The 25,839-nt window shown below is 73.6% G+C and carries 22 protein-coding genes and 1 pseudogene; 14 read left to right on the forward strand and 9 right to left on the reverse strand.

Features of this window, described 5'->3' with window-relative positions; genetic code table 11:
- The 9 genes and pseudogenes from IE252_RS24765 to IE252_RS24805 all read left to right on the forward strand — a co-directional run.
- Positions 1-420: pseudogene (locus IE252_RS24765) on the forward strand (hypothetical protein); the annotation flags it as partial.
- Positions 421-434: 14 nt separating this feature from the next.
- Positions 435-1,292, forward strand: coding sequence for a class I SAM-dependent methyltransferase (locus IE252_RS24770; protein ID WP_190091691.1), 858 nt, complete (start codon positions 435-437; stop codon positions 1,290-1,292).
- Position 1,293: 1 nt separating this feature from the next.
- Entirely contained in the window at positions 1,294-2,718 is a 1,425-nt protein-coding gene (locus IE252_RS24775; RefSeq protein ID WP_190091692.1) for an NAD(P)/FAD-dependent oxidoreductase, read from the forward strand.
- Entirely contained in the window at positions 2,715-3,872 is a 1,158-nt protein-coding gene (locus tag IE252_RS24780; protein WP_229848781.1) for a hypothetical protein, read from the forward strand. Before IE252_RS24775 ends, IE252_RS24780 begins: the two co-directional genes overlap by 4 nt.
- Positions 3,869-4,642 carry a DUF6182 family protein gene (locus tag IE252_RS24785; protein ID WP_190091693.1) on the forward strand — a complete coding sequence of 258 codons (774 nt, stop codon included), beginning with the start codon at positions 3,869-3,871 and terminating at the stop codon, positions 4,640-4,642. Before IE252_RS24780 ends, IE252_RS24785 begins: the two co-directional genes overlap by 4 nt.
- Positions 4,620-5,249 carry a LysR substrate-binding domain-containing protein gene (locus tag IE252_RS24790; protein WP_190091694.1) on the forward strand — a complete coding sequence of 210 codons (630 nt, stop codon included), beginning with the start codon at positions 4,620-4,622 and terminating at the stop codon, positions 5,247-5,249. Before IE252_RS24785 ends, IE252_RS24790 begins: the two co-directional genes overlap by 23 nt.
- Positions 5,246-6,019, forward strand: a complete 774-nt coding sequence (locus tag IE252_RS24795) for an alpha/beta fold hydrolase (RefSeq protein ID WP_190091695.1) — start codon at positions 5,246-5,248, stop codon at positions 6,017-6,019. Before IE252_RS24790 ends, IE252_RS24795 begins: the two co-directional genes overlap by 4 nt.
- A complete protein-coding gene (locus IE252_RS24800; RefSeq protein ID WP_190091696.1) occupies positions 6,013-6,924 on the forward strand; it encodes a class I SAM-dependent methyltransferase in 912 nt (303 codons plus the stop codon). The genes IE252_RS24795 and IE252_RS24800 overlap by 7 nt, the downstream gene beginning before the upstream one ends.
- A gap of 147 nt (positions 6,925-7,071) precedes the next feature.
- Positions 7,072-7,863, forward strand: coding sequence for an alpha/beta fold hydrolase (locus IE252_RS24805; RefSeq protein ID WP_190091697.1), 792 nt, complete (start codon positions 7,072-7,074; stop codon positions 7,861-7,863).
- Between the two features lie 91 nt (positions 7,864-7,954).
- On the opposite strand, the gene IE252_RS24810 is transcribed toward IE252_RS24805, so the two are convergent.
- From IE252_RS24810 to iolC, 9 genes are all read right to left on the reverse strand, one after another.
- On the reverse strand, positions 7,955-8,842 hold the full coding sequence (locus tag IE252_RS24810; protein WP_190091698.1) for an ABC transporter permease: 888 nt from the start codon (positions 8,840-8,842) through the stop codon (positions 7,955-7,957).
- Entirely contained in the window at positions 8,839-11,460 is a 2,622-nt protein-coding gene (locus IE252_RS24815; protein WP_190091699.1) for an alpha/beta fold hydrolase, read from the reverse strand. The genes IE252_RS24810 and IE252_RS24815 overlap by 4 nt, the downstream gene beginning before the upstream one ends.
- A 112-nt stretch (positions 11,461-11,572) precedes the next feature.
- Complete coding sequence (locus IE252_RS24820) at positions 11,573-12,367, reverse strand: maleylpyruvate isomerase family mycothiol-dependent enzyme (RefSeq protein WP_190091700.1); 795 nt, start codon at positions 12,365-12,367, stop codon at positions 11,573-11,575.
- Positions 12,368-12,450: 83 nt separating this feature from the next.
- The gene (locus IE252_RS24825) at positions 12,451-13,848 is read right to left on the reverse strand and encodes an APC family permease (protein ID WP_190091701.1); all 1,398 of its coding nucleotides are present in this window, start codon (positions 13,846-13,848) and stop codon (positions 12,451-12,453) included.
- A gap of 441 nt (positions 13,849-14,289) precedes the next feature.
- The gene (gene mmsA, locus IE252_RS24830; RefSeq protein ID WP_190091702.1) at positions 14,290-15,792 is read right to left on the reverse strand and encodes a CoA-acylating methylmalonate-semialdehyde dehydrogenase; all 1,503 of its coding nucleotides are present in this window, start codon (positions 15,790-15,792) and stop codon (positions 14,290-14,292) included.
- A 13-nt stretch (positions 15,793-15,805) separates the two neighbouring features.
- Positions 15,806-17,686, reverse strand: a complete 1,881-nt coding sequence (gene iolD, locus IE252_RS24835; protein ID WP_190091703.1) for a 3D-(3,5/4)-trihydroxycyclohexane-1,2-dione acylhydrolase (decyclizing) — start codon at positions 17,684-17,686, stop codon at positions 15,806-15,808.
- A complete protein-coding gene (gene iolB, locus IE252_RS24840; protein ID WP_190091704.1) occupies positions 17,683-18,504 on the reverse strand; it encodes a 5-deoxy-glucuronate isomerase in 822 nt (273 codons plus the stop codon). Before iolB ends, iolD begins: the two co-directional genes overlap by 4 nt.
- A 9-nt stretch (positions 18,505-18,513) precedes the next feature.
- Positions 18,514-19,413 carry a Cgl0159 family (beta/alpha)8-fold protein gene (locus IE252_RS24845; RefSeq protein WP_444545960.1) on the reverse strand — a complete coding sequence of 300 codons (900 nt, stop codon included), beginning with the start codon at positions 19,411-19,413 and terminating at the stop codon, positions 18,514-18,516.
- A complete protein-coding gene (gene iolC, locus IE252_RS24850; RefSeq protein WP_190091705.1) occupies positions 19,410-20,366 on the reverse strand; it encodes a 5-dehydro-2-deoxygluconokinase in 957 nt (318 codons plus the stop codon). The genes IE252_RS24845 and iolC overlap by 4 nt, the downstream gene beginning before the upstream one ends.
- Positions 20,367-20,497: 131 nt before the next feature.
- On the opposite strand from iolC, the gene IE252_RS24855 reads away from it, so the two are divergent.
- The 5 genes from IE252_RS24855 to IE252_RS24875 all read left to right on the forward strand — a co-directional run bounded on the left by IE252_RS24855 (position 20,498) and on the right by IE252_RS24875 (position 25,779).
- The gene (locus tag IE252_RS24855) at positions 20,498-21,400 is read left to right on the forward strand and encodes a sugar phosphate isomerase/epimerase family protein (protein ID WP_190091706.1); all 903 of its coding nucleotides are present in this window, start codon (positions 20,498-20,500) and stop codon (positions 21,398-21,400) included.
- Between the two features lie 4 nt (positions 21,401-21,404).
- Positions 21,405-22,424, forward strand: coding sequence for a Gfo/Idh/MocA family protein (locus IE252_RS24860; protein ID WP_190091707.1), 1,020 nt, complete (start codon positions 21,405-21,407; stop codon positions 22,422-22,424).
- Positions 22,425-22,724: 300 nt separating this feature from the next.
- Positions 22,725-22,928, forward strand: coding sequence for a helix-turn-helix transcriptional regulator (locus IE252_RS24865; RefSeq protein WP_101388375.1), 204 nt, complete (start codon positions 22,725-22,727; stop codon positions 22,926-22,928).
- A 130-nt stretch (positions 22,929-23,058) separates the two neighbouring features.
- Positions 23,059-23,370, forward strand: coding sequence for a heavy-metal-associated domain-containing protein (locus IE252_RS24870; protein ID WP_190091708.1), 312 nt, complete (start codon positions 23,059-23,061; stop codon positions 23,368-23,370).
- A 126-nt stretch (positions 23,371-23,496) separates the two neighbouring features.
- Positions 23,497-25,779, forward strand: a complete 2,283-nt coding sequence (locus IE252_RS24875) for a heavy metal translocating P-type ATPase (protein WP_190091898.1) — start codon at positions 23,497-23,499, stop codon at positions 25,777-25,779.
- Positions 25,780-25,839 lie beyond the last annotated feature (60 nt).

A 25,839-nucleotide genomic window follows, 5' to 3' on the forward strand; every position in this document is an offset into this window, starting at 1 on the left:
CTCTCCAACACCGCCGGAGAGCGACTGCGCGACGCCCACGTCCTGCGCGCGCTCACCACCGCGCTCGCCGGAGGCGGCCTCGAACTGCGCAACACCGCCTGCCGGGTGCGCCGGGACGGGCGCGGCACACCGGCGTACGAGTTCGCGCTCGCGCCCCACACCCCCTGGACCGACGACGAGACCGACCGGTTCCTGGGCCGCCTCGACCGGGCCCTCGGGGACGAGTCCCCGGGCTACCGGCGGGCCCGCGCCGAGCGGCGGCTCGGTGCGCCCACGGCGCTGCGGCTGCCCGCCGACGCGTTCGCGCGCGACTGGCAGGAGAGCGTCGCCGGCGGCATCCGCCCCACCCAAGTCAAGGACCGCCTCTTCCGCCAGGACCCGGCGCAGTGGCGACGACTCACCGGCCGTACGCCGGAATAAGGAGACACCCACCCATGACCGCAGCACTGGACGCCGTCGAGCGCACCGCCCTGCTCACCGCGGCCCTGCGCGCCGCCGAGACGCGGCGCGAGGACCGGCTCTACGAGGACTCGTACGCCGCCGCGCTCGCCGGGGACATCGGGGCCGCCCTGCTCGCCGAGGTGCGGGACGCCACGTTCCCGCCGGGCGAGCGGCGCAGCGTGCCGAGCACCCCCGACTACAACGCGATCCGCACCCGGTTCTTCGACGACTACCTCCAAGAGGCCGCCCGCGACCCGGAGATGACACAGATCGTGCTCGCCCCGGCGGGGATGGACTCGCGCGCCTACCGGCTCGACTGGCCCGGCCACATCCGCTGGTTCGAGGTCGACCGGCCCGCCGTCCTCGCGTACAAGAAGGAGCGGCTCACCGGCGTCGAGCCGCGCACCGACCTCCGCTCGGTCGCCGTCGACCTGACCTCGCCCGACTGGGAGCGGGATCTGACCGCCGCCGGGTACGACCCCGCGCTGCCCTCGACCTGGCTCCTGGAGGGGCTGCTCTACTACATCCCCGAGCCGGACACCCACCGCATCCTGGAGCGGGTCGCCGCGATCTCCGCGCCCGGCAGCCGGATAGCCGCCGACATCGTCAACTCCGACGCCCTCACGCTGCCCCGGATGCGCGCGCTGCTCGACGTGTTCGCGGGCTGGGGCTGCCCCTGGCTGTTCGGTACGGACGAGCCGGAGGCGCTCTTCGACCGGTACGGGTTCACGGTGTCGGCCCCGCAGCCCGGCGAGCCGGGCGCGGACTTCGGGCGCTGGCCCGACCCGGTGCCGCCGCGAGCCAAGCGCGACCAGCGCCGGGTGTTCTTCGTCAATGGACGAAGGCGCTGAGATGACGACCACGGACAAGACAGCCGTCGTGGCGGGCGCGGGCGTCGCCGGTCTCGCCGGGGCACTGGCCCTGCACGGCATCGGCCACCGCGTACTGGTCCTGGAGCGCGGCGCCGAGCCGCCGGCCGAGGAGGTGGCCGAGGCGGCCGGGCGCTGGGCGCGGCCGACCGTCCCGCAGGGCATCCACTCCCACACGCTCACCTCGCTAGGGGTGAAGGTCCTGAGCGAGCGGGCGCCCCGCGTCCTGGACGCGGCCCTGGCCGCCGGGGCCCGGCTCCTCGACCTCACCGAGGCGCTGCCGCAGGGCTCCGACGGCGGCCGGGAGCCGGGCGACGAGGAACTGGTGGCGCTCGGCTGCCGCCGCACCGCGCTCGAACTCGTGCTGTACCGGGCCGTGGCGGCCCTGCCTGGAGTGGAGATCCGGCACGGCCGTGCCGTCGGCGCGCTCGAACTCGACCCGGGCGACGGGCGGGTGCGCGCGGTGCGCACGGACGGCGGCGAGCGGATCGCGGCCGATGCGGTGATCGACGCCACCGGGCGGCAGGCCGCCGCCCGGAGCTGGCTGCGCGCCGCCGGGGTACCGGTGGCCGAGGACCGGGTGAGCCCGTCGGGGCTGAGCGGCTTCACCCGCTTCTACCGGCTGACCGGCGAGGGGCGGCCCGGCCCGCTCAACCGGGGCAACGCGGCGGGCGACATCTTCGCCCACTACGCGGGAGTGCTGCACCCCGGCGACAACGGCACGTTCTCCATCGCCCTGGCGACCCTGCCGGGCGACCGGGCGCTGCACGGGCTGCTCACCCCGGCCGGTTTCACCGCCGTGGCCCGGGCCACCCCCGGGCTCGGCGCGTGGCTGGCCGACGGCGTGAGCGAGCCGATCTCGCCCGTGCACGCCATCACCAGCCCGCCCAACACCCTGCGCGGCACGGCCACTTCGACGCAGCGCCCGGTCCCCGGGCTCTTCCCGCTCGGCGACGCGGCCTGCGTCACCAATCCGCTCTTCGGGCGCGGGATGTCGCTCGCCCTGGCCCACGCCTTCCGCCTCGCGGACCTGCTGGCCGCGCACCCGACCGTGGACACGGCCCAGAGCCGGGCGGCGGCGCGGGAGGCCGAGGCGCTGTTCCTGCCCTGGTACGAGCAGTCGGCGGCGGCCGACCGCGAGCGGATCGCCCGCTGGCGCGCCCGGATCGAGGGGCGGCGGGCGGCCGCGGCCTCCGCCGCGCTCGCGGACGCCGCCCGCACCGACGCCACCGTCTGGCGCGCCCTCACCCGCATGCTGATGGGTCTGACCGCACCCGCCGAACTCCTGGCCGACGAGAAGCTCCTCGCCCGGGTGCGGGACGCCGCCCCGGCCCCCGCGCGCCCGCAGGCACCGGCACGCGAGGAGCTCGTACGGCTCGTCCGTGACGCGGAAGGAGCCCTCGGGTGACCACGCTTCCCCTGGAGCGCCCGCGTGCCCGCGCCCGCGCCGAGCGGCGCGAGCGCGTCCTGCTCGCTCCCATCACCGTCACCCCGTCCAAGCCCCTGACGCCCAGTCACCTCAAGGGGCTGCTGTGGACGGACGTGATGTACCGGGCCACCCGGGAGCTGGCCGACGTCACCTTCCGCTCCAGCCAGACCACGTACCACCCGACCGAACAGACCCTGGGGTTCTGGGAGTTCCTCGACCGCACGCACGGCGACCGCGAGTACGCCGAGTGCTCCGAGGAGGAGATCGGCGAGCTGTACGTCGCCTTCCGCGCCGAGGGGACCCGCGCGCCCGCCGAGGCGCTGCGGCCGTACGCCGACGCCGTCGAGCACGGCTGGGTCCACCCGGCGAGCCGCCGGGTGCTCGGCCTGTGGTCCGGGCACTACGCCGGGCTCGGCCTGCACGACCCCGGGCTGCTCGCCCACCAGCCGCCCGGCCTCGGGCTCGACGAGACGATCGCCTGGCTCTCGGCGCTGGGGCTGTGCGTGGACCTGCGCGAGGTCGGCGGCCCCGTCCACCTCGACACCACCCGCTTCGGGCTGCCGCTGCGCCAGATCGTCACGGCCGACGGCCGCCCCAACTACCTCGCCTGCGCCCTGCGCGAACTCATGCCGCTCACCGCGGACTTCGACGAGGTGGTGCTGCTGTACGACCGCGAGCTGGGCCCCGACCACCAGCAGCTGGCGCACGTGCTGGCGCTGCTCGGCCCCCGGGTCCGCCGGGTCCCGATAGGCCGGGTGCCGATCGACGGCCGGGTGCGTTCGGCGCGGCACGGCGGCTGGCAGGACAACCACGCGGGCGCGCTGCTCGCCTCGGCCCGCGCCGGATACGCCGAGCCGGTGGTGCGGCTCGGCATGCGGCTGTACTTCATCGCCACGCTCGGGCCGGGCCAGGCCCAGTCCTTCGACCCCGCTCTCGTACGCCAGTGCCTGAAGCGGGCCGAGCGGCTGCTGGCCGCCGCCGCGGACACGGACCCGTCGGACGACCTGGCCGAGCGGCTCGCCCGCCACCGGAAGGACCATGTGTACGTCGACCCGTACCGCCTGACGTCGAGTCTGCTCGGCAGGCGCGGCCCGGTGCCGGGCCATGACCTGCTGTCGGCGGTGTTCCTGTGAGCCGGGAGGAGTCGGCGGCCCAGGAGAGGCTGCGCGAGGCCGCCGCGGCCCGGATCCGCGCCGCCCGGCCGGAGCTCGCGGACGCCCACGACCTGACCTCGGCCGAGGGGCTGATCGCCGTCCGGGCCCGGATCGCGGAGGAGGCGGCGGCGCCGGAACACCTCGCGGCCGTCGTCGTCGGCCGCTTCGACCTGGCCTCCTGGGCCCGCGCCACCTGCGAGTTCGCCCTCGGCCTCGGCCCGGAGCAGGCGGCCGCCTGGCGGCGGTCGTTCACCCGGACCGTCTTCCTCGCGGGCAACCCGGACAACCTCCGGGAGCGCTTCTCCTTCGCGCACTTCGCCGACGACGGCTCGGCCGCGTGGACGGGGCCCGGCCCGGCGGCGGACTCGGCCGGGCTGCGCAGGCTCCTGAAGCTCTTCGACGGCCCGCGCCCGCTGCCCGTCCGGGCGGACACGGTCGTCGAGGTCCCACCGCGCGCGGGCCGCCGCCCGGACCGCCCCCCCGTCCACCGGGAGCTCCACATCGCCGCGTCCGGCTGCCGTGTCTCCGACGCGCTGGTGCATCTCAACCACCTGCTGGCCGAGGCGGTCCTGGACGGGCTGATCCGCCCCGGAGACACCCTGACGATCCGTCATGTCCCGCGCCTCACCGGCCTCACCGACCATTTCGCCGCCCTGCGCGTCGACACCGACCCCACACTCCCCGGCCGGCTCCGCGCCGCCGCCGGACTGACCGAGGAGGCACTCCTTGTCCCCCACCACCGGCCCTGATCCCGTCATCCGGCTCGGCTACCACGGCTCCGTGGAGTTCGCCCACGAGATCGCCCGGCTCGCCGGTCCCGGCCACGCCGAGGTGCGCACCAGCCCGTACGACGTCGTCGACCCCTTCCACGGGGTGCGGACGGGCGGCCTGGACGTGATGATCGTGAAGTTCTCGCTGCGCGAGCCGGACCTGGCGGCCAGCCGCGTCCTCGCGCACGACGGCCGCGCCGCCGTCGTGGGCGCCCACCACCCGCTGGCCGGGCGTGAGTCGGTCTCCATCGAGGAGCTGGCCGACTACAGCACCTTCCAGCGCCCGGGCGTCTTCCCCGACTACGTGTGGGACGAGGTCGTCCCGCCGCGCACCCCGGCCGGACGCCCGATCGACCGCCGCCACCAGGTCTCCGGCATCCCCCGGATGATGGCCCTGGTCGCCGAGGGCGAGGCGGTGCACATCTCGCTCGCCTCGCTGGCCGACGTCGCCCCGCCCGCCGTCCGGATCGTCCCGATCCACGACCTGCCGCCCGCCCCGGTCGTCCTGGCCTGGCGGCGCGGAGTGGAACTGCCCGCACACGTAAGGGAGTTCGTCACCGCGGCCGAAGAGGCGGCCTCCCGGTGAGCGCGGCCCGCAGGACCCCCGTCGTCCTGCTGCACGCACTCTCGCTCGACGCGTCGATGTGGGACGCGCAGCGCCGTGCGCTCCAGGCCGTCGGGCACCCGGTGATCGTCTCCGACCAGCGCGGCTTCGGGGCCGTGCCGCTCGGCGACGAACCGCCCTCGCTCGACGTGGTCGCCGACGACCTGGCCCGTACGCTCGACGAACTCGGGGCGGGGCCGGTGCTGCTCGCCGGTTCCTCCATGGGCGCCTACACCGCGCTGGCCTTCCTGCGCCGCCACCCCGGGCGCACCGCGGGCCTCGCCCTGCTCTCGGCCCGGGCCACCGCCGACTCCCCCGAGGCGAGGGCCCAGCGCCTGCGGTTCGCGGAGCTGGTCCACAGCGAGGAGGTACGGCCCCAGCTCATCGCGAAGACGACCCCGATGCTGGTCGGCGCCACCACGCGCGCGCGGCGCCCGGACGTCGTCGAGCGGCTGCTCGCCGACGCGGCGAAGGCCGACCCCGCGGCCCTGGCCTGGGCCCAGCGCGCCATCGCGGACCGGCCCGACTCCACGGACACGCTCCGCGCCGCCGACCTGCCCGCCGTGGTGATCGCGGGCGAGGAGGACGAGCTGGTCGGGGCCGAGGAGTCCCGGCGGACGGCGGCGCTGCTGCGCCACGGCCGCCTGGTGACCGTGCCGGGCGCCGGGCACCTCCAGCCCCTGGAGACACCGGACCGCGTGACCCGGGAACTCCTGGGTCTGCTCGACGAGATCGGAGCACCCGCATGCTGAGCGCAGGACCCGAAGGACCGGGCGGCCTCCCGGACGGACCCGCCGGGGACCACGAGGCCTGGGGGTTCACCTCCTCGACCGGGCTCGGCTTCACCCACCACACCATCGTCGACGCCCACTTCCGCGCCTGCGCCGTCCCGTACCAGGAACTCCTGGAGCAGGCCCGGATCCAGCGCGCCTGGCGGGTGCTCGACGCGGGCTGCGGCCCGGGCGAGTTCCTGCCGTGGCTGGCCGAGCTGGTCGGGCCCGAGGGCCGGGTGTCGGCCGTCGACCTGGCCGAGGAGAACGCGGCGCTCGCCGCCGAGCGCGTCGCCCGCTGGAAGTCCCCGTGCCCGGTGGACGTCCGCCAGGGCGATCTGCTGAAACTCCCTTACGCGGACGACTCGTTCGACGCGGTGTGGTGCGCCAACACCGTGCAGTACCTGGACGACGAGCAGCTGGCGCTCGCGCTGCGGGAGCTGGTGCGGGTGGTGCGACCCGGCGGGATCGTGGCCGTCAAGGACCTCGACGCCCATCTGATCACCGCGCGCCCGGCCGACCCGTACCTCTTCTCCGACTTCTTCCGCACGGCCGGGAAGACCCCCGGGTACGCGGCCCAGCTGCTGCGCAGCCGCGATCTGTACCGGTGGCTGCGGGAGGCGGGGCTCACCGGGGTGCGGCAGCAGTCGATGGTGATCGAGCACTACGCGCCCTTGTCGGAACCGGCGCGCGAGTTCTACGGGCTGTCCTGCGCCCGGCTCGCGGAGCAGGCCGGGCAGCTCGGGCTGAGCGAGGAGTGGCGGCGCTTCCTCGACCCGGCCGGCCCGGACCACCCGCTGGACGCGCCCGACGGCTACATCAGCGAGGGCAACGTCCTCGCGGTCGGCACCGTGCCCGCCACCACCGCCGTCGACCACCTCCGGTAATCGGGTAACCGAGCGGCAATTCCCCGCCCATTCCATGCTTGTACATGCAATGCAGCCATGGGTAACTTACGCCCAGGCGCAGACGGCCTTCGGGCCGCGCCCGTTTTCGAGATCCGTCCCGTGAGGGAATTTCACAGAGGAGCCCGCATGCCCACCGTTAAGACTTCCAGCGCCGAGGTGGAGTACTTCGTCACCGGCGAAGGCCCCGGCCTCGTTCTGCTGCACGGCACCGGCGGCGCCGCTGAGGGCTTCGCCCACCTCGTCGAGAAGTTCAGCGACAAGCGCACGGTCATCACGCCCAACTACTCGGGCAGCGGCCAGACCAAGGACAACGGCGAGCCGCTGACCGTCGACGCGGTCGTCGAGCAGGTCGCCGCGGCGATCCGCGACGCGGGCACCGGCCCGGTGGACCTGGTCGGCTGGTCGCTCGGCGCGCTGAACTCGGCCGCGCTGGCCGCCAAGCACCCGGAACTGGTCCGCCGCCTCGTGCTGCTGACCGGCTGGTCGGCCCTGGACGAGCGCCAGCGGCTCTTCTTCGACCTGTGGGACCGGCTCGACCGCCTCGACCACGACGCGTTCGGCCGCTTCCTCCAGCTGCACGGCTGGACGGACACCCAGATCAACGCGTTCGGCGTCGCGGGCGTCGAGGGCCTCCTCGCCGGTGGCATCCCGGCGGGCATCGGCCGCCAGATCGCCCTGAACCTCCAGGCCGACATCACCGAGCTGCTGCCGCAGATCACCGTCCCGACGCTGGTCATCGGCGCCAGCCAGGACCGTGTCGTCCCGGTCGAGCACTCGCGCCGGCTGCACCAGGCCATCGCGGGCAGCCGCTACGCCGAGCTGGACGCCGGCCACTTCGCCCTCTTCGAGAAGGCCGACGAGCTGACCGTCCTGCTCCAGGGGTTCCTGTACGAGGACGTGGCCGCGGCCGCCGCCTGACGGGGAAAAGGCCCGGACGGGGCTCCGCCGAGCGGAGCGCCCGTCCGGGCCTTCTCGTGTTTTCGACGCACCCCGAACCGGGCCCGCCGTCCTACGACACGATGTCCTTCTTCTCGAAGCCCCGGAACGCCAGCGCCATCAGCACCAGCGCGTACCCCACCGACACCCCCGCGCCCTGCGCCATGCCGCTCCACTCCAGATGCGGCTGGAGCGCGTCCGCCCAAGCGAACTGCCAGTGCGCGGGGAGGGCGTCGCGCCAGTCGCCCAGGGCCGTGATCGCGTCCAGGACGTTGCCCACGATCGTCAGGCCGACAGCGCCGCCGACCGCGCCCAGGGGTGCGTCCGTCTTGGTGGACAGCCAGAACGCGAGCCCGGCGGTGACCAGTTGGGAGACGAAGACGAACGCCACGGCGATGGCCAGGCGCGGTACCGCCTCCCCGGCCCCCAGCGAGCCGCCGGTCGGGATCTCCAGCGGGCCCCAGCCGTACGCCGCCGTGCCCACCGCGAGCGCCACCAGCGGCAGCAGCACGATCGCCGCCGCGCTCAGACCCAGCGCCACCGCCAGCTTGCTCCACAGCAGCCGGGCCCGGGGCACGGGCGCGGCCAGCAGATAGCGCAGCGACGACCAGCTGGCCTCCGAGGCGACGGTGTCGCCGCAGAACAGGGCGACGGGCACCACCAGCAGGAAGCCCGCCGAGACGAACAGCGCGGTCGCCGCGAAGTTCGCCCCGGACGCGGTCGCCGTGTCGATCAGGGTGATCCGGCCGTCCCGCCCGGACGGCGTGCCGCCGATGGCGAACGCCGTGACCAGGATGAACGGCAGCGCGGCGAGGATGCCGCCCATCACCAGGGTGCGGCGCCGCCGCAGCTGGCGCGCCGCCTCCACCCGCAGGGGCAGGGTGCGGCGCGGCCGGTAGCCGGGGGCGGTCGCCCGCAGGTCCGGCGCGGGCTCGGCCCCGGTGTGCGTCGGCGCACTCATGCCGATCCTCCGATCAGGGTCAGGAACGCGTCCTCCAGGCGGCGGTGCGGGCCGACGCCCGTCAACGGCACGTCGAGGCGGACCAGTTCGGTGATCAGCTCCGTGGCCGTGGCGCCCTCCAGGCGCACCAGCATGCCCTCGTCGGTGCGGGTCGCCGCGCCGATGCCGGGCAGCGCGGCCACCTTGTCGGCGAGCACCTCGGTGACCGGTCCCTCGACGGTCACCAGGAGCGTGTCGCTCTCGCCGGTGATCTCGGCGACCGGGCCCGCCTGGATCAGCCGGCCCCGGTCCATGACCACCAGGTGCGTGCAGGACTGCTCCACCTCGGAGAGGAGGTGGCTGGAGACGATGACCGTGCGCCCGCCCTGGGCGTAGCGGATCATCACGTCCCGCATCTCGCGGATCTGCGGCGGGTCCAGGCCATTGGTCGGCTCGTCGAGGATCAGCAGGTCCGGCAGGCCCAGCATGGCCTGCGCGATGGCCAGGCGCTGGCGCATGCCCTGCGAGTACGTCCGCACCGCGCGCGCGAGCGCGTCGCCCAGGCCCGCGATCTCCAAGGCCTCGTCCATGTGGGAGTCCTCGGCGGGGCGGCCGGTGGCCTGCCAGTACAGCTCCAGGTTGGCGCGGCCCGACAGGTGCGGCAGGAAGCCCGCGCCCTCGACGAAGGCGCCGACCCGGGACAGGACGGGCGCGCCCGGCCGGATGGCGTGGCCGAAGACGCGGATCTCGCCGCTGTCGGGGCGGATCAGGCCCATCAGCATGCGCAGGGTGGTGGTCTTGCCCGCCCCGTTGGGCCCGAGCAGGCCGAGCACCTGGCCCTTCTCGACCCGGAAGGAGAGGTCGCGGACCGCGTACCGGTCGGTCGACTTGGCGTACTTCTTGGTCAGGTCGGTGATCTGGAGCGGGACTTCGGCCAGCTCCGGGTCGGGGGCGGGGGCCGTGGTGCGGCGGGTGACCAGCAGGCCCAGCGCGATCACCGCTCCCGCCAGCGGCATCCCCCAGGCCCACCAGGGCACCCCGGCGGGCTCGGTCTTCACGCCGGGCGCGGTCGGCACCGCGAGCGAGCCGTCCACCAGCGAGACCTTGTACGTGCCGGGCTCGGCCGGGGAGGCGTAGCCGAGGTCGGTCGCGGCGACCACCAGGCGCAGCCGGTGGCCCGCCTCCACGTTGTGGTCGACGGCGGGCAGGGTGACCTCGACCTCCTTGCCCTCCTTGGCGCCGTCCACCCGGACGGGCGCGACCAGTTGGGCGGGGAGGACCTGCTGCTTGCCGTCGGGGCCGACGTCGTACACCTTGCCGAAGAGCACCGCGCCGTCGCCGCTGGAGGTGACCTTCAGCCGGACCTTGGGCGAGCCGGTGATGCGCAGGCCGGGCTTCAGCGGCGCGGAGTCGAAGCGCGCGTACTGCCCGGGGAAGTCGATGGACAGGCCGCCCACGCCGAGCGAGGACAGGCCCGCGAGGCCGCCGCCGACGCCGGGCACGGCGGAGATGGCGGGCGGGGCGGCGCCCGCCGGGTTCTCGAAGGTCTGCTCGCGGCCGGTGAGCCCGATCGCGCGCGTGCCGTCCGCCAGGCCCGGGTAGCTGCCGCTGGTGGCGCCGCGCAGTTGGGCGGCGCCGTCGGTGGAGCTGATGCCGCCGGTCCTGGTGACGCGGAAGGCGGGTCCGGTGGAGGCGCCCTCGTCGCCCTTCAGGTAGTGGTCGAACCAGGAGGCGATCCGGGCGTTGATCCGCCCCGACTCGCGGTCGCCGCCGTCGTGGCCTCCGGTGATCCAGTCGACCGCGACCGGGGCGCCGTTGGCGCGGATCCGCCGGGCCATGGCGTCGGCCTGGCCGAGCGGGAAGAGGGAGTCGCTCTGGCCCTGGACGATCAGCGCGGGCACCTTGATGCGGTCGCCCACGGCGGACGGGGAGCGGGCCGCGAGCAGGTCGCGCGCCTCGGCGTCCGGCTTCCCACTGACCGCGACCCTCTCGTACATGTCGCAGAGCTGCTTCTCGAAGGTCCTGCAGCCGCCGCCGGTGGAGAAGAAGATCCCGGCCCAGAGCTTCTTGAACACCCCGTCGGGGAAGAGCGCGTCCGCCAGGTTCCAGTAGGTGATCTGCGGCGCGATCGCGTCGATCCGCTTGTCGTACCCGGCGGCCAGGAGCGAGATCGCGCCCCCGTACGACGCGCCGGTGACGCCCACGCGCGGGTCGCCCGCCGCGTCGAGCTTCACCTCGGGGCGCTTGGCCAGCCAGTCGACGAGCCGCGAGACGTCCTTCACCTCGAACGCCGGGTCGTTGAGGCCGATCTCGCCCGTGGAGTCGCCGAAGCCGCGCGCCGACCAGGTCAGCACCGCGAAGCCCTCGCGCGCGAGGCTCCGCGCCTGGCCGCGGACGTCGTCCTTGCTGCCGCCGAAGCCGTGGCCGAGGAGGACGGCGGGGCGCTTCTTCTTCGCGTCGCCCGCCGTGAAGTACGACGTGTCGATCTTCGCCCCGGGCATCTCCATCACCCGGTCCTCCTGGTGCACCGCGGGCGTGCCGCCGGCGCCGGAGGCCGTCCAGATGCCGGCGCCGGCGAGCACCGCGAGGGCGGCGGCCACCGCGGCCGCCGCCCTCCCACGAGGTCTGCGCAGTCTCATGGCTCCACCGTAAGCGCCGGGTCCGACAACCGAGCCTGCCGCCAGGTGGAGGTCGCGGGTGTACTCGCGGCGTACGGCACGCCCGCGCCGTACCGCACCGGGAGTACGCCCGTCAGCCGAAGGAGGCCCGCTGGAGCCAGAAGTCCAGGAGCTCGGCGTCGCCCAGGACCTCGACCCGGGGGCTGTCGGCGGGCAGTCGGCGGTAGAAGACGCCCAGGACGTCGGTGAGCGGGCCACGCAGCGCCACCGTGGCCTTCTCGTGGCCGCGCCGCCAGCTCACCCCGTCCTCGCCGAGCTCGATCAGCCACTCGGCGCCGGGCGCGTCGGTGGCGTGCAGATGGATGCTGCGGCCGGGGCCGCGCAGTTCGGCGGCGGCCGGGGCCAGCTTGGCGGCCTGGACGTAGGTGACGATGTCCAGCCACTCGTCGATGGTGTCGGCGGCCAGCTCCGGCGCGAGCCGGTACTCGGCGCCCACGGTGAGGGCCGCGTCCACACGGTGGACCACCGTCTCGTGGGTCATCCGGCGCGCCCAGAACCCGGCGGTCGCCTCGCCCGCCCAGGTCCAGGCGGCCTGGTCGGGCCCGGCGTCGCGCAGGGCGTCGGCGCAGAGCGCGGCGCCCTGCGCGAGCCATTCGTCCAGCGCCTCCGGTTCGTCCTTCTCGGGGCCGGAGGAGTCGAGCACGCGCTCCTGGGGGACGACGGCGGTGGCCTTCGTACGGATGATCTCGGCGACCCAGCGGTGGGCGCCGCCGACATGCACGGCGAGCTGCCGCAGTGTCCAGTCGGGGCAGGTCGGCACGGTGGCGGAGAGGTCCGCACCGGTCAGGTGCGCCCTCAACTCGTCGGTCTGTCGCAGGATTTCGCAGCAGTAGAAGTCGTGGTCGAGAGGCGTGTGCGCGGCTGTCATACCCCAAACCCTAGGCGGGGCCCGCCCGTTGCGTCCCGCGGAAGTACCGCCGGATCCGGACAGACCCCGCCATGGGCCGGGCGTCAGTTCTGCTCGTCCTCGGGGATGCTCACCAGCCACCGCGTCTCGCGGCGCGGGCGCAGGTAGAAGGCCCAGTAGAGGGTGGCGACGGCGGTGATGCCGCCGGTCCACAGCAGGTACTGGGTCTCCTGCTGGGTGAGGATGTACGCGAGGACGGCGATCAGGACCACCGGCACCGCGGGCCACAGCGGCATCCGCCAGGCGGCGGTCTCGCGGTGCGAGCCGCGGCGGCTGAGCAGCGCGGCGACCGCGACCAGCAGGTACATCCCGGTGACCGAGACGCCGGTGACGCCGTACAGGGTGTCGAGGTTGACGAAGCAGAGGGCCGCGCCGGGGACGCCGACCAGGAGGGTGGCGACCCACGGGGAGCCGAATCGGCCCAGTCGGGACAGCCCGCGGTTGACCGGCTCGGGCCAGGCCTTGTCGCGGGCGGAGGCGAACAGGACGCGGGAGTTCTGGATGACCATCACGATGCCCGCGTTGACGATGGCGAGGGCCACGCAGAGGCTGACGAAGGTGCCGACGGCCGAGTTGGACCAGGCGGTGACCATGCCGCTGATGTCGCCGGAGGTGAGCGCCGAGAGGTCGGAGGCGCCCAGGGTGATGGCGATGACGGGGACGAGGATGACGGCGGTCGAGATGGCGAGGGTGGCGAGCACGGTCCGGGCCACGTTGCGGCGCGGGTGCTCCAGCTCCTCGGAGAGGTAGACGGCGGTCGAGAAGCCCTGGGTGATGAAGAGGGCGATGGCGAGCCCGGAGACGACCATCATCGCGGTGACCGTGGAGTGCGTACCGCCGTCCCCGGCGACCGTGCCGTGGACGAGCGAGGAGGCGCCGCGGTGGCTGTGGGAGAAGCCGAGGACGGCGACGACGGCCGCGGCGACGACTTCGAGCACCAGGAAGATGCCGGTGATCCAGGCGTTGGCCCGCAGGTCGAGCAGTCCGGCGAGGGTGGCGAGCAGCATCACGCCGCCGCCGGCGACCGGGGCCGGGATGTGGACGAGCGGGGCAAGGTAGTCGGCGGTGCCCATGGCGATGACCGGAGGGACGATCATCACCACGAGCAGCGAGAGGACGAACACCAGCCAGCCCGCGAGCCGTCCGGCTAGCGTCGAGACCATCGCGTACTCGCCGCCCGCGCTGGGGATGAGGGTGCCCAGCTCCGAGTAGCAGAACGCGACGCCGATACAGAGCAGCGAGCCGATGGCGATGGTCAGCGCGGTGTACGTGCCGAGGCTGGAGAAGAGGTCGGGCACGACCACGAAGAGGGTCGACGCGGGCGTCACGCAGGAGAGCGTGAGCAGGGTCCCGCCCACGACGCCGATGGAACGCTTGAGCTTCTTGGGGGCCTCGCCCGTGGCCGGGGAGAGTACGTGGGGCGGGCTGAGCGTTTCGGTCATCGAGGGTGCGTCCGATCGCGGGTTCGTGGGTGCTGAGCGGGGAGCGCTATCGACCTCCGGGTGGTGCTCGCGGGGCCCGTCCGGCCCCGGTGGTGAGTGGTGGGTCGCTCCCGGGCCGCCATTTCAATCTCCACGCGATCCGCAGGTCAATAGCTGTTCACCTACGGAATTCGTCGCTCCGACACCCTTACGACACTGATACGGCGTTAAGAGCGCAATAAAAGAGCGTGTTCCGACGGTACGGGAACCGCAGCCTCCGCGCCGAAAAAGTTTGCCGAATTCCGAATACCGGAACGCTTTGGCACCCCGTGCCAGGCCTTCCGGTTACCCCCGGTCACCGCCGCGCGCCAGCCGGTGCGCGGCCGGGGCCGCCCCACAAAACGCGGACGGCCGCGGAACCCCTTCTCCAGGGGTTCCGCGGCCGTCCTTCGGGCCCGTACGTCAGTGGTTGCGCGGGAAGCCCAGGTCGACGCCCGTGGGGCCCTCGGAGGGGTCCGGCCAGCGGGTGGTGACGACCTTGCCGCGGGTGTAGAAGTGCGTGCCGTCGTTGCCGTAGATGTGGTGGTCGCCGAAGAGCGAGTCCTTCCAGCCGCCGAAGGAGTGGTAGCCCACCGGGACCGGGATCGGCACGTTCACGCCGACCATGCCGGCCTCGACCTCCAGCTGGAAGCGGCGGGCCGCGCCGCCGTCGCGGGTGAAGATCGCGGTGCCGTTGCCGAACGGCGAGGCGTTGATGAGCGCCAGGCCCTCGTCGTACGACTCCACGCGCAGCACGCACAGCACCGGGCCGAAGATCTCGTCCCGGTACGCGTCGGCCGACGTGGGCACCTTGTCGAGCAGCGAGAGGCCGATCCAGTGGCCGTTCTCGTAGCCCTCCACGGTGTAGCCGGTGCCGTCCAGGACGACCTCGGAGCCCTGCGCGGCCGCGCCCGTCACGTACGAGGCGACCTTGTCGCGGTGGGCGGCCGTGATCAGCGGGCCCATCTCGGAGGCCGGGTCGTCGCCGGGGCCGATCTTGATCTTCTCGGCGCGCTCGCGGATCTTCGCCACCAGCTCGTCGCCGATGGCGCCCACCGCGACGACCGCCGAGATGGCCATGCAGCGCTCGCCCGCCGAGCCGTACGCGGCCGAGACGGCGGCGTCGGCGGCCGCGTCCAGGTCGGCGTCCGGCAGCACCAGCATGTGGTTCTTGGCGCCGCCCAGCGCCTGGACGCGCTTGCCGTTGGCGGAGGCGGTGGTGTGGATGTACCGGGCGATCGGGGTGGAGCCGACGAAGGAGACGGCGGCCACGTCCGGGTGCTCCAGGAGGCGGTCGACGGCCACCTTGTCGCCGTGCACGACGTTGAAGACGCCGTCGGGAAGACCGGCCTCGCTCAGCAGCTGCGCGATCTTCATCGAGGCCGACGGGTCCTTCTCCGACGGCTTGAGGACGAAGGTGTTGCCGCAGGCGATGGCGAGCGGGAACATCCACATCGGCACCATCGCCGGGAAGTTGAACGGCGTGATGCCCGCGACCACGCCGAGCGGCTGGCGCAGCGAGGCGACGTCCACGCGGCTGGCGACCTGCGTCGACAGCTCGCCCTTGAGCTGGACGTTGATGCCGCACGCCAGGTCCACGATCTCCAGGCCGCGCGCGACCTCGCCGAGCGCGTCCGAGTGCACCTTGCCGTGCTCGGCGGTGATCAGCTCCGCGATCGCGTCGCGGTTGGCGTCGAGCAGCGCGCGGAACTTGAACAGCACCGTCGTCCGTTGAGCCAGCGAGGACTGGCCCCAGGTGGCGTAGGCCTCACGGGCCGCGGCGACCGCCGCGTCCACCTCCTCCACATTGGCGAAGGCGACCTGCGTGGTCACGGCTCCCGTGGCGGGATCGGTGACCGGGCCGTACGTACCGGACGCGCCCTCGACGGTCTTGCCACCGATCCAGTGGTTGACGGTCTTCGTCATGCGAATAGCTCCTTCAGAGATGGCGGCGTCGGGCTGCGACTTGCCGGTCGTACTCCTGACGCGCCTCGACCGCCGACGAGCGGGTCGCGGTCTCGGCCACAGGAACATCCCACCACGCCTGTGCCGGGGGCGGGCCCGACACAGTGTCTGCCGTTTCGGTCTCGACGTAGACACATGTGGGACGGTCCGCCGCACGGGCGGCCGCGAGGGCTTCGCGCAGGTCACGAACGGTCTTGGGGCGCAATACGGCCATCCCGAGCGAGGCCGCGTTGGCCGCCAGGTCCACCGGCAGCGGCTCGCCCGTGTAGGTCCCGTCGGGCGCCTTGAAGCGGTACGCGGTGCCGTAGCGCTCGCCGCCCACCGAGGCCGAGAGGCCGCCGATGGAGGCGTACCCGTGGTTCTGCAGGATCACCACCTTGATGGGGAGGTTCTCCTGCACGGCCGTGACGATCTCGGTGGGATTCATCAGATACGTGCCGTCGCCGACCAGCGCCCACACCGGCCGGCCGGGCGCGGCGAGCGCCACCCCGATCGCCGCCGGGATCTCGTATCCCATGCAGGAGTAGCCGTACTCGACGTGGTACTGGTCGCGCGAGCGGGTCCGCCAGAGCTTGTGCAGGTCGCCGGGGAGCGAGCCCGCCGCGTTGATCAGGATGTCGTCGCCGGTGACCAACGTGTCGAGTGCGCCCAGGACTTGGGCCTGGGTGGGGCGGGCGTCCTCGTCCCCGGGCGTGTACGCGGCGGTGACCCGCTCCTCCCAGGCGGCCTTCGCCTCGCCGTAGCCGGTCGCGTACGCGGGGGCGACGCGGTGCCCGCCGAGGGCGTCCGCGAGCGCTTCGAGGCCCGCGCGGGCGTCCGCGACGAGCTGGAGCGCGCCCAGCTTGTGGGCGTCGGCGCCGTTCACGTTGAGCCCGATGAAGCGCACGGACGGGTTCTGGAAGAGGGTCGAGGAAGCGGTGGTGAAGTCGGTCCAGCGGGTGCCGACGCCGAGCACGACGTCGGCCTCGCGGGCCAGCGCGTCGGCCGTGGCGGTGCCGGTGTGGCCGATGCCGCCCACGTCGCAGGGGTGGTCGTACGGCAGCGAGCCCTTGCCCGCCTGGGTGGCGGCGACCGGGACGCCGGTGCGCTCGGCGAAGCGGCGCAGGGCGTCCTCGGCGCGGGAGTGGTGCACCCCGCCGCCCGCGACGACCAGCGGCCGGCGGGCGGCACGCAGCAGGGCCACGGCCTCGTCGAGCTCCACCGGGTCCGGCTCCTGGGCGCGCACGCGCCACACCCGCCGCCGGAAGAACTCCTCGGGCCAGTCGTACGCCTGCGCCTGCACGTCCTGCGGCAGCGCGAGCGTGACCGCGCCGGTCCTGGCCGGGTCGGCGAGCACGCTCATCGCGGCGAGCGCGGCCGGGATCAGGGCCTCGGGCCGGGTGATCCGGTCGAAGTAGCGCGAGACGGGGCGCAGGCAGTCGTTGACCGACACGTCGCCCGCGTACGGGACTTCGAGCTGCTGGAGGACCGGGTCGGCCGGGCGGGAGGCGAAGACGTCGCCGGGCAGCAGCAGGACCGGCAGGTGGTTGACGGTGGCCAGGGCCGCGCCCGTGACCAGGTTGGTGGCGCCGGGCCCGATCGAGGTGGTCACCGCGTGCGCCGAGAGCCGCCCCGACTGGCGGGCGTAGCCGACGGCCGCGTGCACCATGGCCTGTTCGTTGCGGCCCTGGTGGTACGGCATGTCGCTGCCGGGTTCCAGGAGCGCCTGGCCGATCCCGGCGACGTTGCCGTGGCCGAAGATGCCCCAGGTCGCGGTGATCAGGCGCTGCTCGGTGCCCGCGCGGGCGGTGTACTGGCGGGAGAGGAAGGCGAGCAGCGCCTGCGCGGTGGTCAGGCGCCTGGTCGTACCGCTCATCGGTAGCCCTCCGTGTGGTCGGGGTGGAAGCGGATCCGCCAGACGCGTTCCTCGCCCGGGCCCGCCATCACGTTCAGGTAGTACATGGGGTGCCCGGGCGCGGCGATGGAGGGGCCGTGCCAGCCGTCGGGGACGAGGACGGCGTCACCGGTGCGGACCTCGGCGAGCACGTCGGCGCCGCCGGGGCGCGAGGGCGAGACGCGCTGGTACCCGAAGCCCCGCTCGGACGCGAACTCGAAGTAGTAGATCTCCTCCAGCTCCGACTCCTGCCCGGGGACCTGCTCGTCGTGCTTGTGGGGCGGGTAGGAGGACCAGTTGCCGCCCGGCGTGATCACCTCGACGGCGATCAGCCGGTCGCAGGCGAAGACGTCGGCGGCGGCGAAGTTGCGGACCTCGCGGGCGCTGATGCCCGAGCCGCGCCGTTCGACGGGCACCTCCGGCGCGGGGCCGTGACGAGCGGGGAGTCGGCGCTCGCAGCTCGCTCCTGCCAGGGCGAACCGGCCTCCCGCGCCGGAGGCGATCTGTGCGTGGGCGTCGCGCGGGAGGTACGCGAAGTCGGTGACTCCGGCGAACACGCTCTCCCTGCCCAGCAGTTCCATGGTCCGGTCTTCTACATGTACCGTACAGCCACCTTGCAGGGGCAGCACGATCCACTCGCTGTCGCCGGTGGCGAAGGCGTGGCTCCCGCCCGGCGCCAGCTCCAGCACGCGCAGCCCCGAGTAGCCCCAGCCGGCCCGCTCGGGGCCGATGTCGAGGGCGTACGCCTCGCGGGAGGTGGATCCGGCCCGTACGAACAGCTCGTCCTTGTGCTCGTCCATGCCTCCTCCCTACCCCCTCAGCAGCGCGGCGGCGGTGTCGACCGCGCCCGCCACGTCGCCGTCGGCCGGATAGAGCAGGGTGCGCCCGGCCACCAGGCCCTGGACGGTGGGCAGTCGCAGCGCGCCGCGCCACTTCTCGTACGCCGCCTCCTGCTCCCCCGGCGTCTTGCCGATGTCCCCGCCGAGCAGCACGGCGGGCAGCGTGGTGGTCGCCATCACCCGGGCCATGTCGTCCGGGTCCTCGGTGACGGGCACCTTCAGCCAGGTGTACGCCGAGGTCCCGGCGAGGCCCGAGGCGATCGCGAGCGAGCGCGTGACCGCGTCCGCACTGAGATCGTTCCGCAGCCGTCCGTCGCGCCGGTGACAGATGAACGGCTCCACGAAGACGGGGAGCTGACGCTCCGCCATCTCGTCGATGGCACGGGCCGCCGAGTGCAGCGTGTTGAGCGAGCCGGGGTCGTCGTAGTCGAGCCGCAGCAGCAGTTTGCCCGCGTCGAAGCCGAGCCGGGCGAGGTCCTGGGCGCGGTGGCCGGTGAAGCGGTCGTCCAGCTCGAAGGAGGCCCCGGCGAGCCCGCCCCGGTTCATCGACCCCATGACGACCTTGTCCTCCAGGGCCCCGAGCAGCAGCAGGTCCTCCAGGATGTCCGCGCTGGCCAGCACCCCGTCGACGCCGGGCCGGGACAGCGCGAGGCAGAGCCGTTCGAGCAGGACGGAACGGTCGGCCATGGCGAAGGCGTCGTCGCCGACGCCCAGCGCGCCGCGCGCCGGGTGGTCGGCCGCGATGATCAGGAGCCGCCCGGCGCCCCGCACGAGCGGGCGCCGACCGCGCCGGGCGGCGGCTTCGGCGACGGCCTCGGGATTCCGGGTGCGCACCCGGGCGAGGTCGCCGGGACTGATGCGGATGCTCACGCCGCTCCCCCCGCCAGGACGCGCTCGACCTCGGCCGGGTACGGCATGGCGGAGGAGCAGGCGAGCCGGGACGCGACGATCGCGCCGGCGGCGTTGGCGTACCGCATCAGCCGTTCGGTGTCCCAGCCCGCCAGCAGCCCGTGGCAGAGCGCCCCGCCGAACGCGTCCCCGGCGCCGAGCCCGTTGACCACCTCGACCGGGACGGGCGGCACCTCGGCGGCGCTCCCGTCCCGGTGGACGGCGAGCACCCCCTCGGGCCCCTGTTTGACCACGGCGAGCTCCGCCCCGGCCGCGAGCAGCGCCCGGGCGGCGGCGTGCGGATCCCGCTCCCCGGTGGCCACTTCGCACTCGTCGAGGTTGCCGACGGCGACGGTGGCGTGGCGCAGTGCCTCGCGGTAGTACGGGCGGGCCTGGTCGGGGTCCTTCCAGAACATCGGCCGCCAGTCGAGGTCGAAGACCGTGGTGCCGGTACGGGCGCGGGCGGCCAGCGCCGCCAGCGTGGTGGACCGGCTCGGCTCGACGCTCAGCCCCGTGCCCGTGACCCAGAAGATCCGCGCCGCGCGGATCGCGTCCAGGTCGAGGTCCGCCTCGTACAGCTCCAGGTCGGGGGCCTTGGGCTCGCGGTAGAAGTAGAGCGGGAAGTCGTCCGGCGGGAAGATCTCGCAGAAGGTGATCGGGGTCGGCAGACCCGGCACGCTCTTCACCCAGCGCGCGTCGACCCCGAACTCGCCCAGCTCGGCACGGAGATACTCCCCGAAGGGGTCCTCGCCGGTGCCGGTGATCACGGCCGTGCGGCGCCCGAGCCGGGCCGCCGCGACCGCTACGTTGGAGGGCGAGCCGCCGAGGAACTTGCCGAACGACGTCACCCGGGACAGCGGCACGCCGGTCTGGAGCGGGTAGAGGTCCACCCCGATCCGCCCCATGGTGATCACGTCGTACGGAACCGCCTCCATGCACGCCCCCTTCATCGGCGACCCGTGGAGGTCCCAGGTCTAGCCGCCCCTCCCCGACCCTGTCAATCTTTTGTCCTTACATTCGGACGTAGCCTTGACACCGTTCCGGCGCCCCCGGAAGGCTTGGTCCCATGACGACGGCCAAGACTCGCATCCGGATCGGCTCTGCCCCCGACTCCTGGGGCGTCTGGTTCCCCGACGACCCCCGCCAGGTCCCGTGGACCCGCTTCCTCGACGAGGTCGCCGGGGCCGGATACGGCTGGATCGAACTCGGACCGTACGGCTATCTCCCCACCGATCCGGCGCGCCTCGCCGACGAGACCGCGCGCCGCAACCTGCGCGTCTCGGCCGGGACCGTCTTCACCGGTCTGCACCACGGCCCGGCGGTGTGGGACACCACCTGGGAGCACGTCGCGGACGTGGCCGAGCTGACCCGGGCGACCGGCGCCGGGCACCTCGTCGTCATCCCGGCGTTCTGGCGCGACGACAAGACCGGCGAGGTCCTGGAGAGCTCGACGCTCACCGCCGCCCAGTGGCGCGACCTGGCCGGGCAGACCGAGCGGCTCGCCCGCGAGGTGCGCGAGCGGTACGGGCTGCGGATCGTCGTCCACCCGCACGCCGACACCCACATCGACAGCGAGGAGAACGTCGCCCGCTTCCTCGACGCCACCGACCCCGACCTGGTGAACCTCTGTCTGGACACCGGGCACTACGCCTACTGCGGCGGCGACAGCGTCAAGCTGATCGAGACGTACGGGGAGCGGATCGGCTACCTCCACCTCAAGCAGGTGGACCCGGACGTCCTGGCCCAGGTGCACGCCGAGGAGCTGCCGTTCGGGCCCGCCGTGGCCCGGGGCGTGATGTGCGAGCCGCCCGCCGGGGTGCCCGCGCTCGAACCGGTCCTCGCCGCGGCCCAGGCGCTCGACGTCGACCTCTTCGCGATCGTGGAGCAGGACATGTACCCGTGCGACCCGGACCGCCCGCTGCCCATCGCCACACGTACGCGCGCGTTCCTGCGCTCCTGCGGGGCGTGACCCGATGACCTCCGCACCGCTCGGGATCGCCGTCGTCGGCACCGGAAAGATGGGCGCCGACCACGTCCGCCGCCTCACCACCGTGATCGGCGGGGCCCGGGTCGCGGCCGTCGCCGACGTCGACGCGGAGCGCGCCAAGGCCGTCGCGGGCCCGATCGACGGCTGCACCGCCCACACCGACGCGGCGGCCGCGATGGCCGCGCCGGGCGTCGACGCGGTCCTGATCGCCGCCTCGGGCCCGGCCCACGAGCCCGCGCTCCTGGAGGCGTTCCGGCGCGGCCTGCCGGTCCTGTGCGAGAAGCCGCTCACCCCGGACCCGGGCGGCGCCCTGCGGGTCCTGGAGGCCGAGACCCGCCTCGGCCGCCGCCTGGTGCAGGTGGGGTTCATGCGGCGGTACGACGCGGAGTACGTCCGCCTCAAGGCGCTGCTCGACGAGGGCGGGCTCGGGCGCCCGCTGTTCCTGCACTGCCGCCACCGCAACGCCTCCTCCCCCTCGTTCTTCACCACCGAGATGCTGATCCGCGACTCCGTGGTCCACGAGGTCGACGCGGCCCGCTGGCTGCTCGGCCAGGAGCTCACCGCCGTCCAGGTACTCCGCCCGCGCCCGTCCTCGTACGCCCCGGAGGGCCTGGGCGACCCGCAGCTCGTGCTGTTCGAGACGGCCGGCGGCGCGGTCGTCGACGTCGAGATCTTCGTCAACTGCGGCTTCGGCTACGAGGTGCGCTGCGAGGCCGTCTGCGAGCGCGGCACCGCCTCGACCGGCGCCGGGACCGGCCCGGTGGTCCGCTCCGACGGGCGCTGGGGCGGCGAGGTCCCGCAGGACTTCACGGTCCGCTTCGCCGACGCGTACGACCGCGAGGTGCAGGCGTGGGTCGACGCCACCCGGCAGGGCCGCGTCGAGGGCCCGAGCACCTGGGACGGCTATATGGCGGCCGTGGTCTGCGAGGCGGGCGTCCGCGCCCAGCGCTCGGGCGAACGGGTGGCCGTGGAGGCGGCGGTGGGGCGGCCGGGGCTGTACGGGTAAGCGGCGGGGCACTTACGCCGACGGGGCCGCGTCCAGGGGCGCGCCTGCGCTTTCGCGCGCCCGGGGCGTGCCCCCGCCCCTCCCCCTCGTCCCATTCATCACCCGCGTCACAACCATCCGCTTCACGTCACACATGTCTCCATTACGCGGGTCTTGCGTCACAGAGAGTCGACAGCCACACCCCTGCCTTCACTCTCCGTCGTTCAACGGGCACAGGCTGAGTGATCGTCAAGTGCCCGCGCCCAGCTCCCCCGACGGCCGTCAGACCGCCGCTGCGGCGCACGCAGGGAGGTGTCCACCATGACCGACCGACGGCTCTGGTCGTACAAGGAGATCGCCGCGCACATCCGGGTACAGCCGGACACGGTCCGCTCGTACCGCAAGCACGGGCTGCTGCCCCCGCCCGACACCGTCGAGAACGGCAAGCCCTTCTGGTACGCCGACACCATCCGCACCTGGGTCGCGCGCCGCCCGGGGAACCGGAGCCGTAGGGCGAACGACTGACTGAGGAGGTGGAGCGGGTACTGGATTAATACCCCCTAGGGGTATAACGTGGAACCTGTCAGTGGGCCTCGGCTTCCCCGTGACCCCCTGGTGCACCATGGATCCGTACCGCCCCACAGAGGAGAACTCCATGACCTCCGAGACCGAAGCCGCCGTCGCCACGACCGGCTCCTGCTGCTCGCCCGCCGGTTCCTGCCACAGCGACGGCCCGGCCGGCATCCAGGTCGGCTCCGTCACCACCGTGTACCAGGTCTCCGGCATGACCTGCGGGCACTGCGAGGGCGCCGTGTCGAGCGAGATCGGCGAGATCGCCGGCGTCGGTTCGGTGAAGGCGGTCGCCGCGACCGGCGAGGTGACCGTCGTCTCGGCCGCGCCGCTGGACGACGAGGCCGTCCGCGCGGCGGTCGACGAGGCCGGCTTCGAGCTGGTCGGCCGGGCCTGAAAGCCCGATCTTCCTCTTCCGGGCCGTACGACCAGCGCATCCGCGCCGTACGGCCCGGTCCCTTTTTCAGGAGCTCACGTGGAGACCAACGTGGAAAGCAACCTGGTCGAGCTGACCATCGGCGGCATGACGTGCGCCTCGTGCGCGGCCCGCATCGAGAAGAAGCTGAACCGGATGGACGGGGTCGAGGCGACGGTCAACTACGCGACCGAGAAGGCGAAGGTCGCCTTCTCCGACGGGATCGAGGTGGCAGGCCTGGTCGCGACGGTCGTGAAGATGGGGTACACGGCGGAGTCACTGGCACCGCCGGAGCCCCCGCCGCCTCCGGTGGTCGCGGCGCCCTCGGTGGCCTCGGAGCCTTCCGTGGCCTCGGCGGCCGAGGAGCTGCGGGAGGCGCCCGCGGCCCCCGTCGCCGCACGGCCCGACCCGGCCGCCGCCGCGGAGAGCCGCGCGGCCCAGGCCCTGGCCGCCCTGAAGCAGCGGCTCCAGGTCTCGGCGCTGCTCGCCGCGCCCGTCGTACTGCTCGCCATGGTCCCCTCGCTGCAGTTCGACAACTGGCAGTGGCTGAGCCTCACCCTCGCCGCGCCGGTCGTCGTCTGGGGCGGGCTGCCCTTCCACAAGGCCGCCTGGGCCAACCTGAAGCACAGCACGGCCACCATGGACACCCTCGTCTCGGGGGGCACCCTCGCCGCCTTCCTCTGGTCGCTGTGGGCGCTGTTCTTCGGCGACGCCGGGCAGCCCGCGATGCGCCACGGCTTCGACGCCATGGCCGGCGACACGCACGGCGCGTCCACCATCTACCTCGAAGTCGCCGCCGGAGTCGTCACCTTCATCCTGCTGGGCCGCTATCTGGAGGCCCGCTCCAAGCGGAAGGCGGGCGCGGCCCTGCGGGCGCTGCTGGAACTCGGCGCCAAGGACGTGGCCGTCCTGCGCGGCGGCCGTGAAGTGCGCGTACCCATCGGGGAGTTGCGGGTCGGGGACCGGTTCGTGGTGCGGCCCGGCGAGACCGTCGCGACCGACGGCACGGTCGTGGAGGGCGCGTCCGCCGTGGACACGTCCATGCTGACCGGCGAGTCCGTCCCCGTGGACGTGAGTGCGGGCGACGGCGTCACCGGCGCCACCGTCAACGTGGGCGGCCGCCTGGTCGTCGAGGCGACCCGGGTCGGCGCCGACACCCAGCTGGCCCGGATGGCCCGCCTGGTGGAGGACGCGCAGAACGGCAAGGCCGAGGTCCAGCGCCTCGCCGACCGCATCTCCGGCGTCTTCGTCCCCATCGTGCTGCTGATCTCGCTCGGCACGCTGGTCGTCTGGCTGCTCACCACGGACGACATCACCGCGTCCTTCACGGCCGCCGTGGCGGTCCTGATCATCGCCTGCCCGTGCGCCCTGGGGCTCGCGACCCCGACCGCGCTGATGGTCGGCACCGGCCGCGGCGCCCAGCTCGGCATCCTCATCAAGGGCCCCGAGGTCCTGGAGTCCACCCGACGCGTCGACACCGTCGTCCTCGACAAGACGGGCACGGTCACCACCGGGCAGATGACGCTGTACGACGTGTACGCGACGGACGACACCGACGAGAAGGAAGTCCTGCGGTACGCGGGCGCCCTGGAGCACTCCTCCGAACACCCCATCGCCCGCGCGATCGCCCAGGGCGCCGCCGAGCGGACCGGGGAGCTGCCCGTGCCCGAGTCCTTCCTGGCCCTGCCCGGGCGCGGGGTGGAGGGCGTGGTCGAGGGGCGCGAGGTCTTCGTGGGGCGGGGTGTCGAGCTGCCCGCCGCGCTCGCGACCGCCAAGGAGGCCGCCGAGGCCGAGGGGCGCACCGCCGTCGTGGTGGCCTGGGACGGGGTCGCCCGGGGCGTCCTGACCGTCGCCGACGCCGTGAAGGAGACCAGCGCCGAGGCGGTGTCCCTGCTGCGCGGCCTCGGGCTGCGGCCGGTCCTGCTGACCGGGGACAACCGGGCGGTGGCCGAGTCGGTGGCGGCCAAGGTCGGGATCGCGGCCGAGGACGTCCACGCCGAGGTGCTGCCCGAGGACAAGGTCGACGTGGTCAAGCGGCTCCAGGCCGAGGGCCGTTCGGTGGCGATGGTGGGCGACGGCGTCAACGACGCGGCCGCACTGGCCACCGCCGATCTGGGGCTGGCGATGGGCACGGGCACGGACGCGGCGATAGAGGCGTCCGACCTGACCCTCGTACGGGGGGACTTGCGGGTCGCGGCCGACGCCATCCGGCTCTCCCGGCGGACCCTGGCGACCATCAAGGGCAACCTGTTCTGGGCCTTCGGCTACAACGTGGCCGCGGTTCCGCTCGCCGCGGCGGGCCTGCTGAACCCTATGATCGCGGGCGCGGCTATGGCGTTCTCCTCGGTCTTCGTGGTAACCAACAGCCTACGGTTGCGCTCCTTCACCTGATCTCCACAAAGAGAGCTAGATCACAGAGATTATGAGGTAACCATCGGACCGGTTCGGGAG

The organism is Streptomyces melanogenes, assembly GCF_014649795.1.
Lineage (GTDB): Bacteria > Actinomycetota > Actinomycetes > Streptomycetales > Streptomycetaceae > Streptomyces > Streptomyces noboritoensis.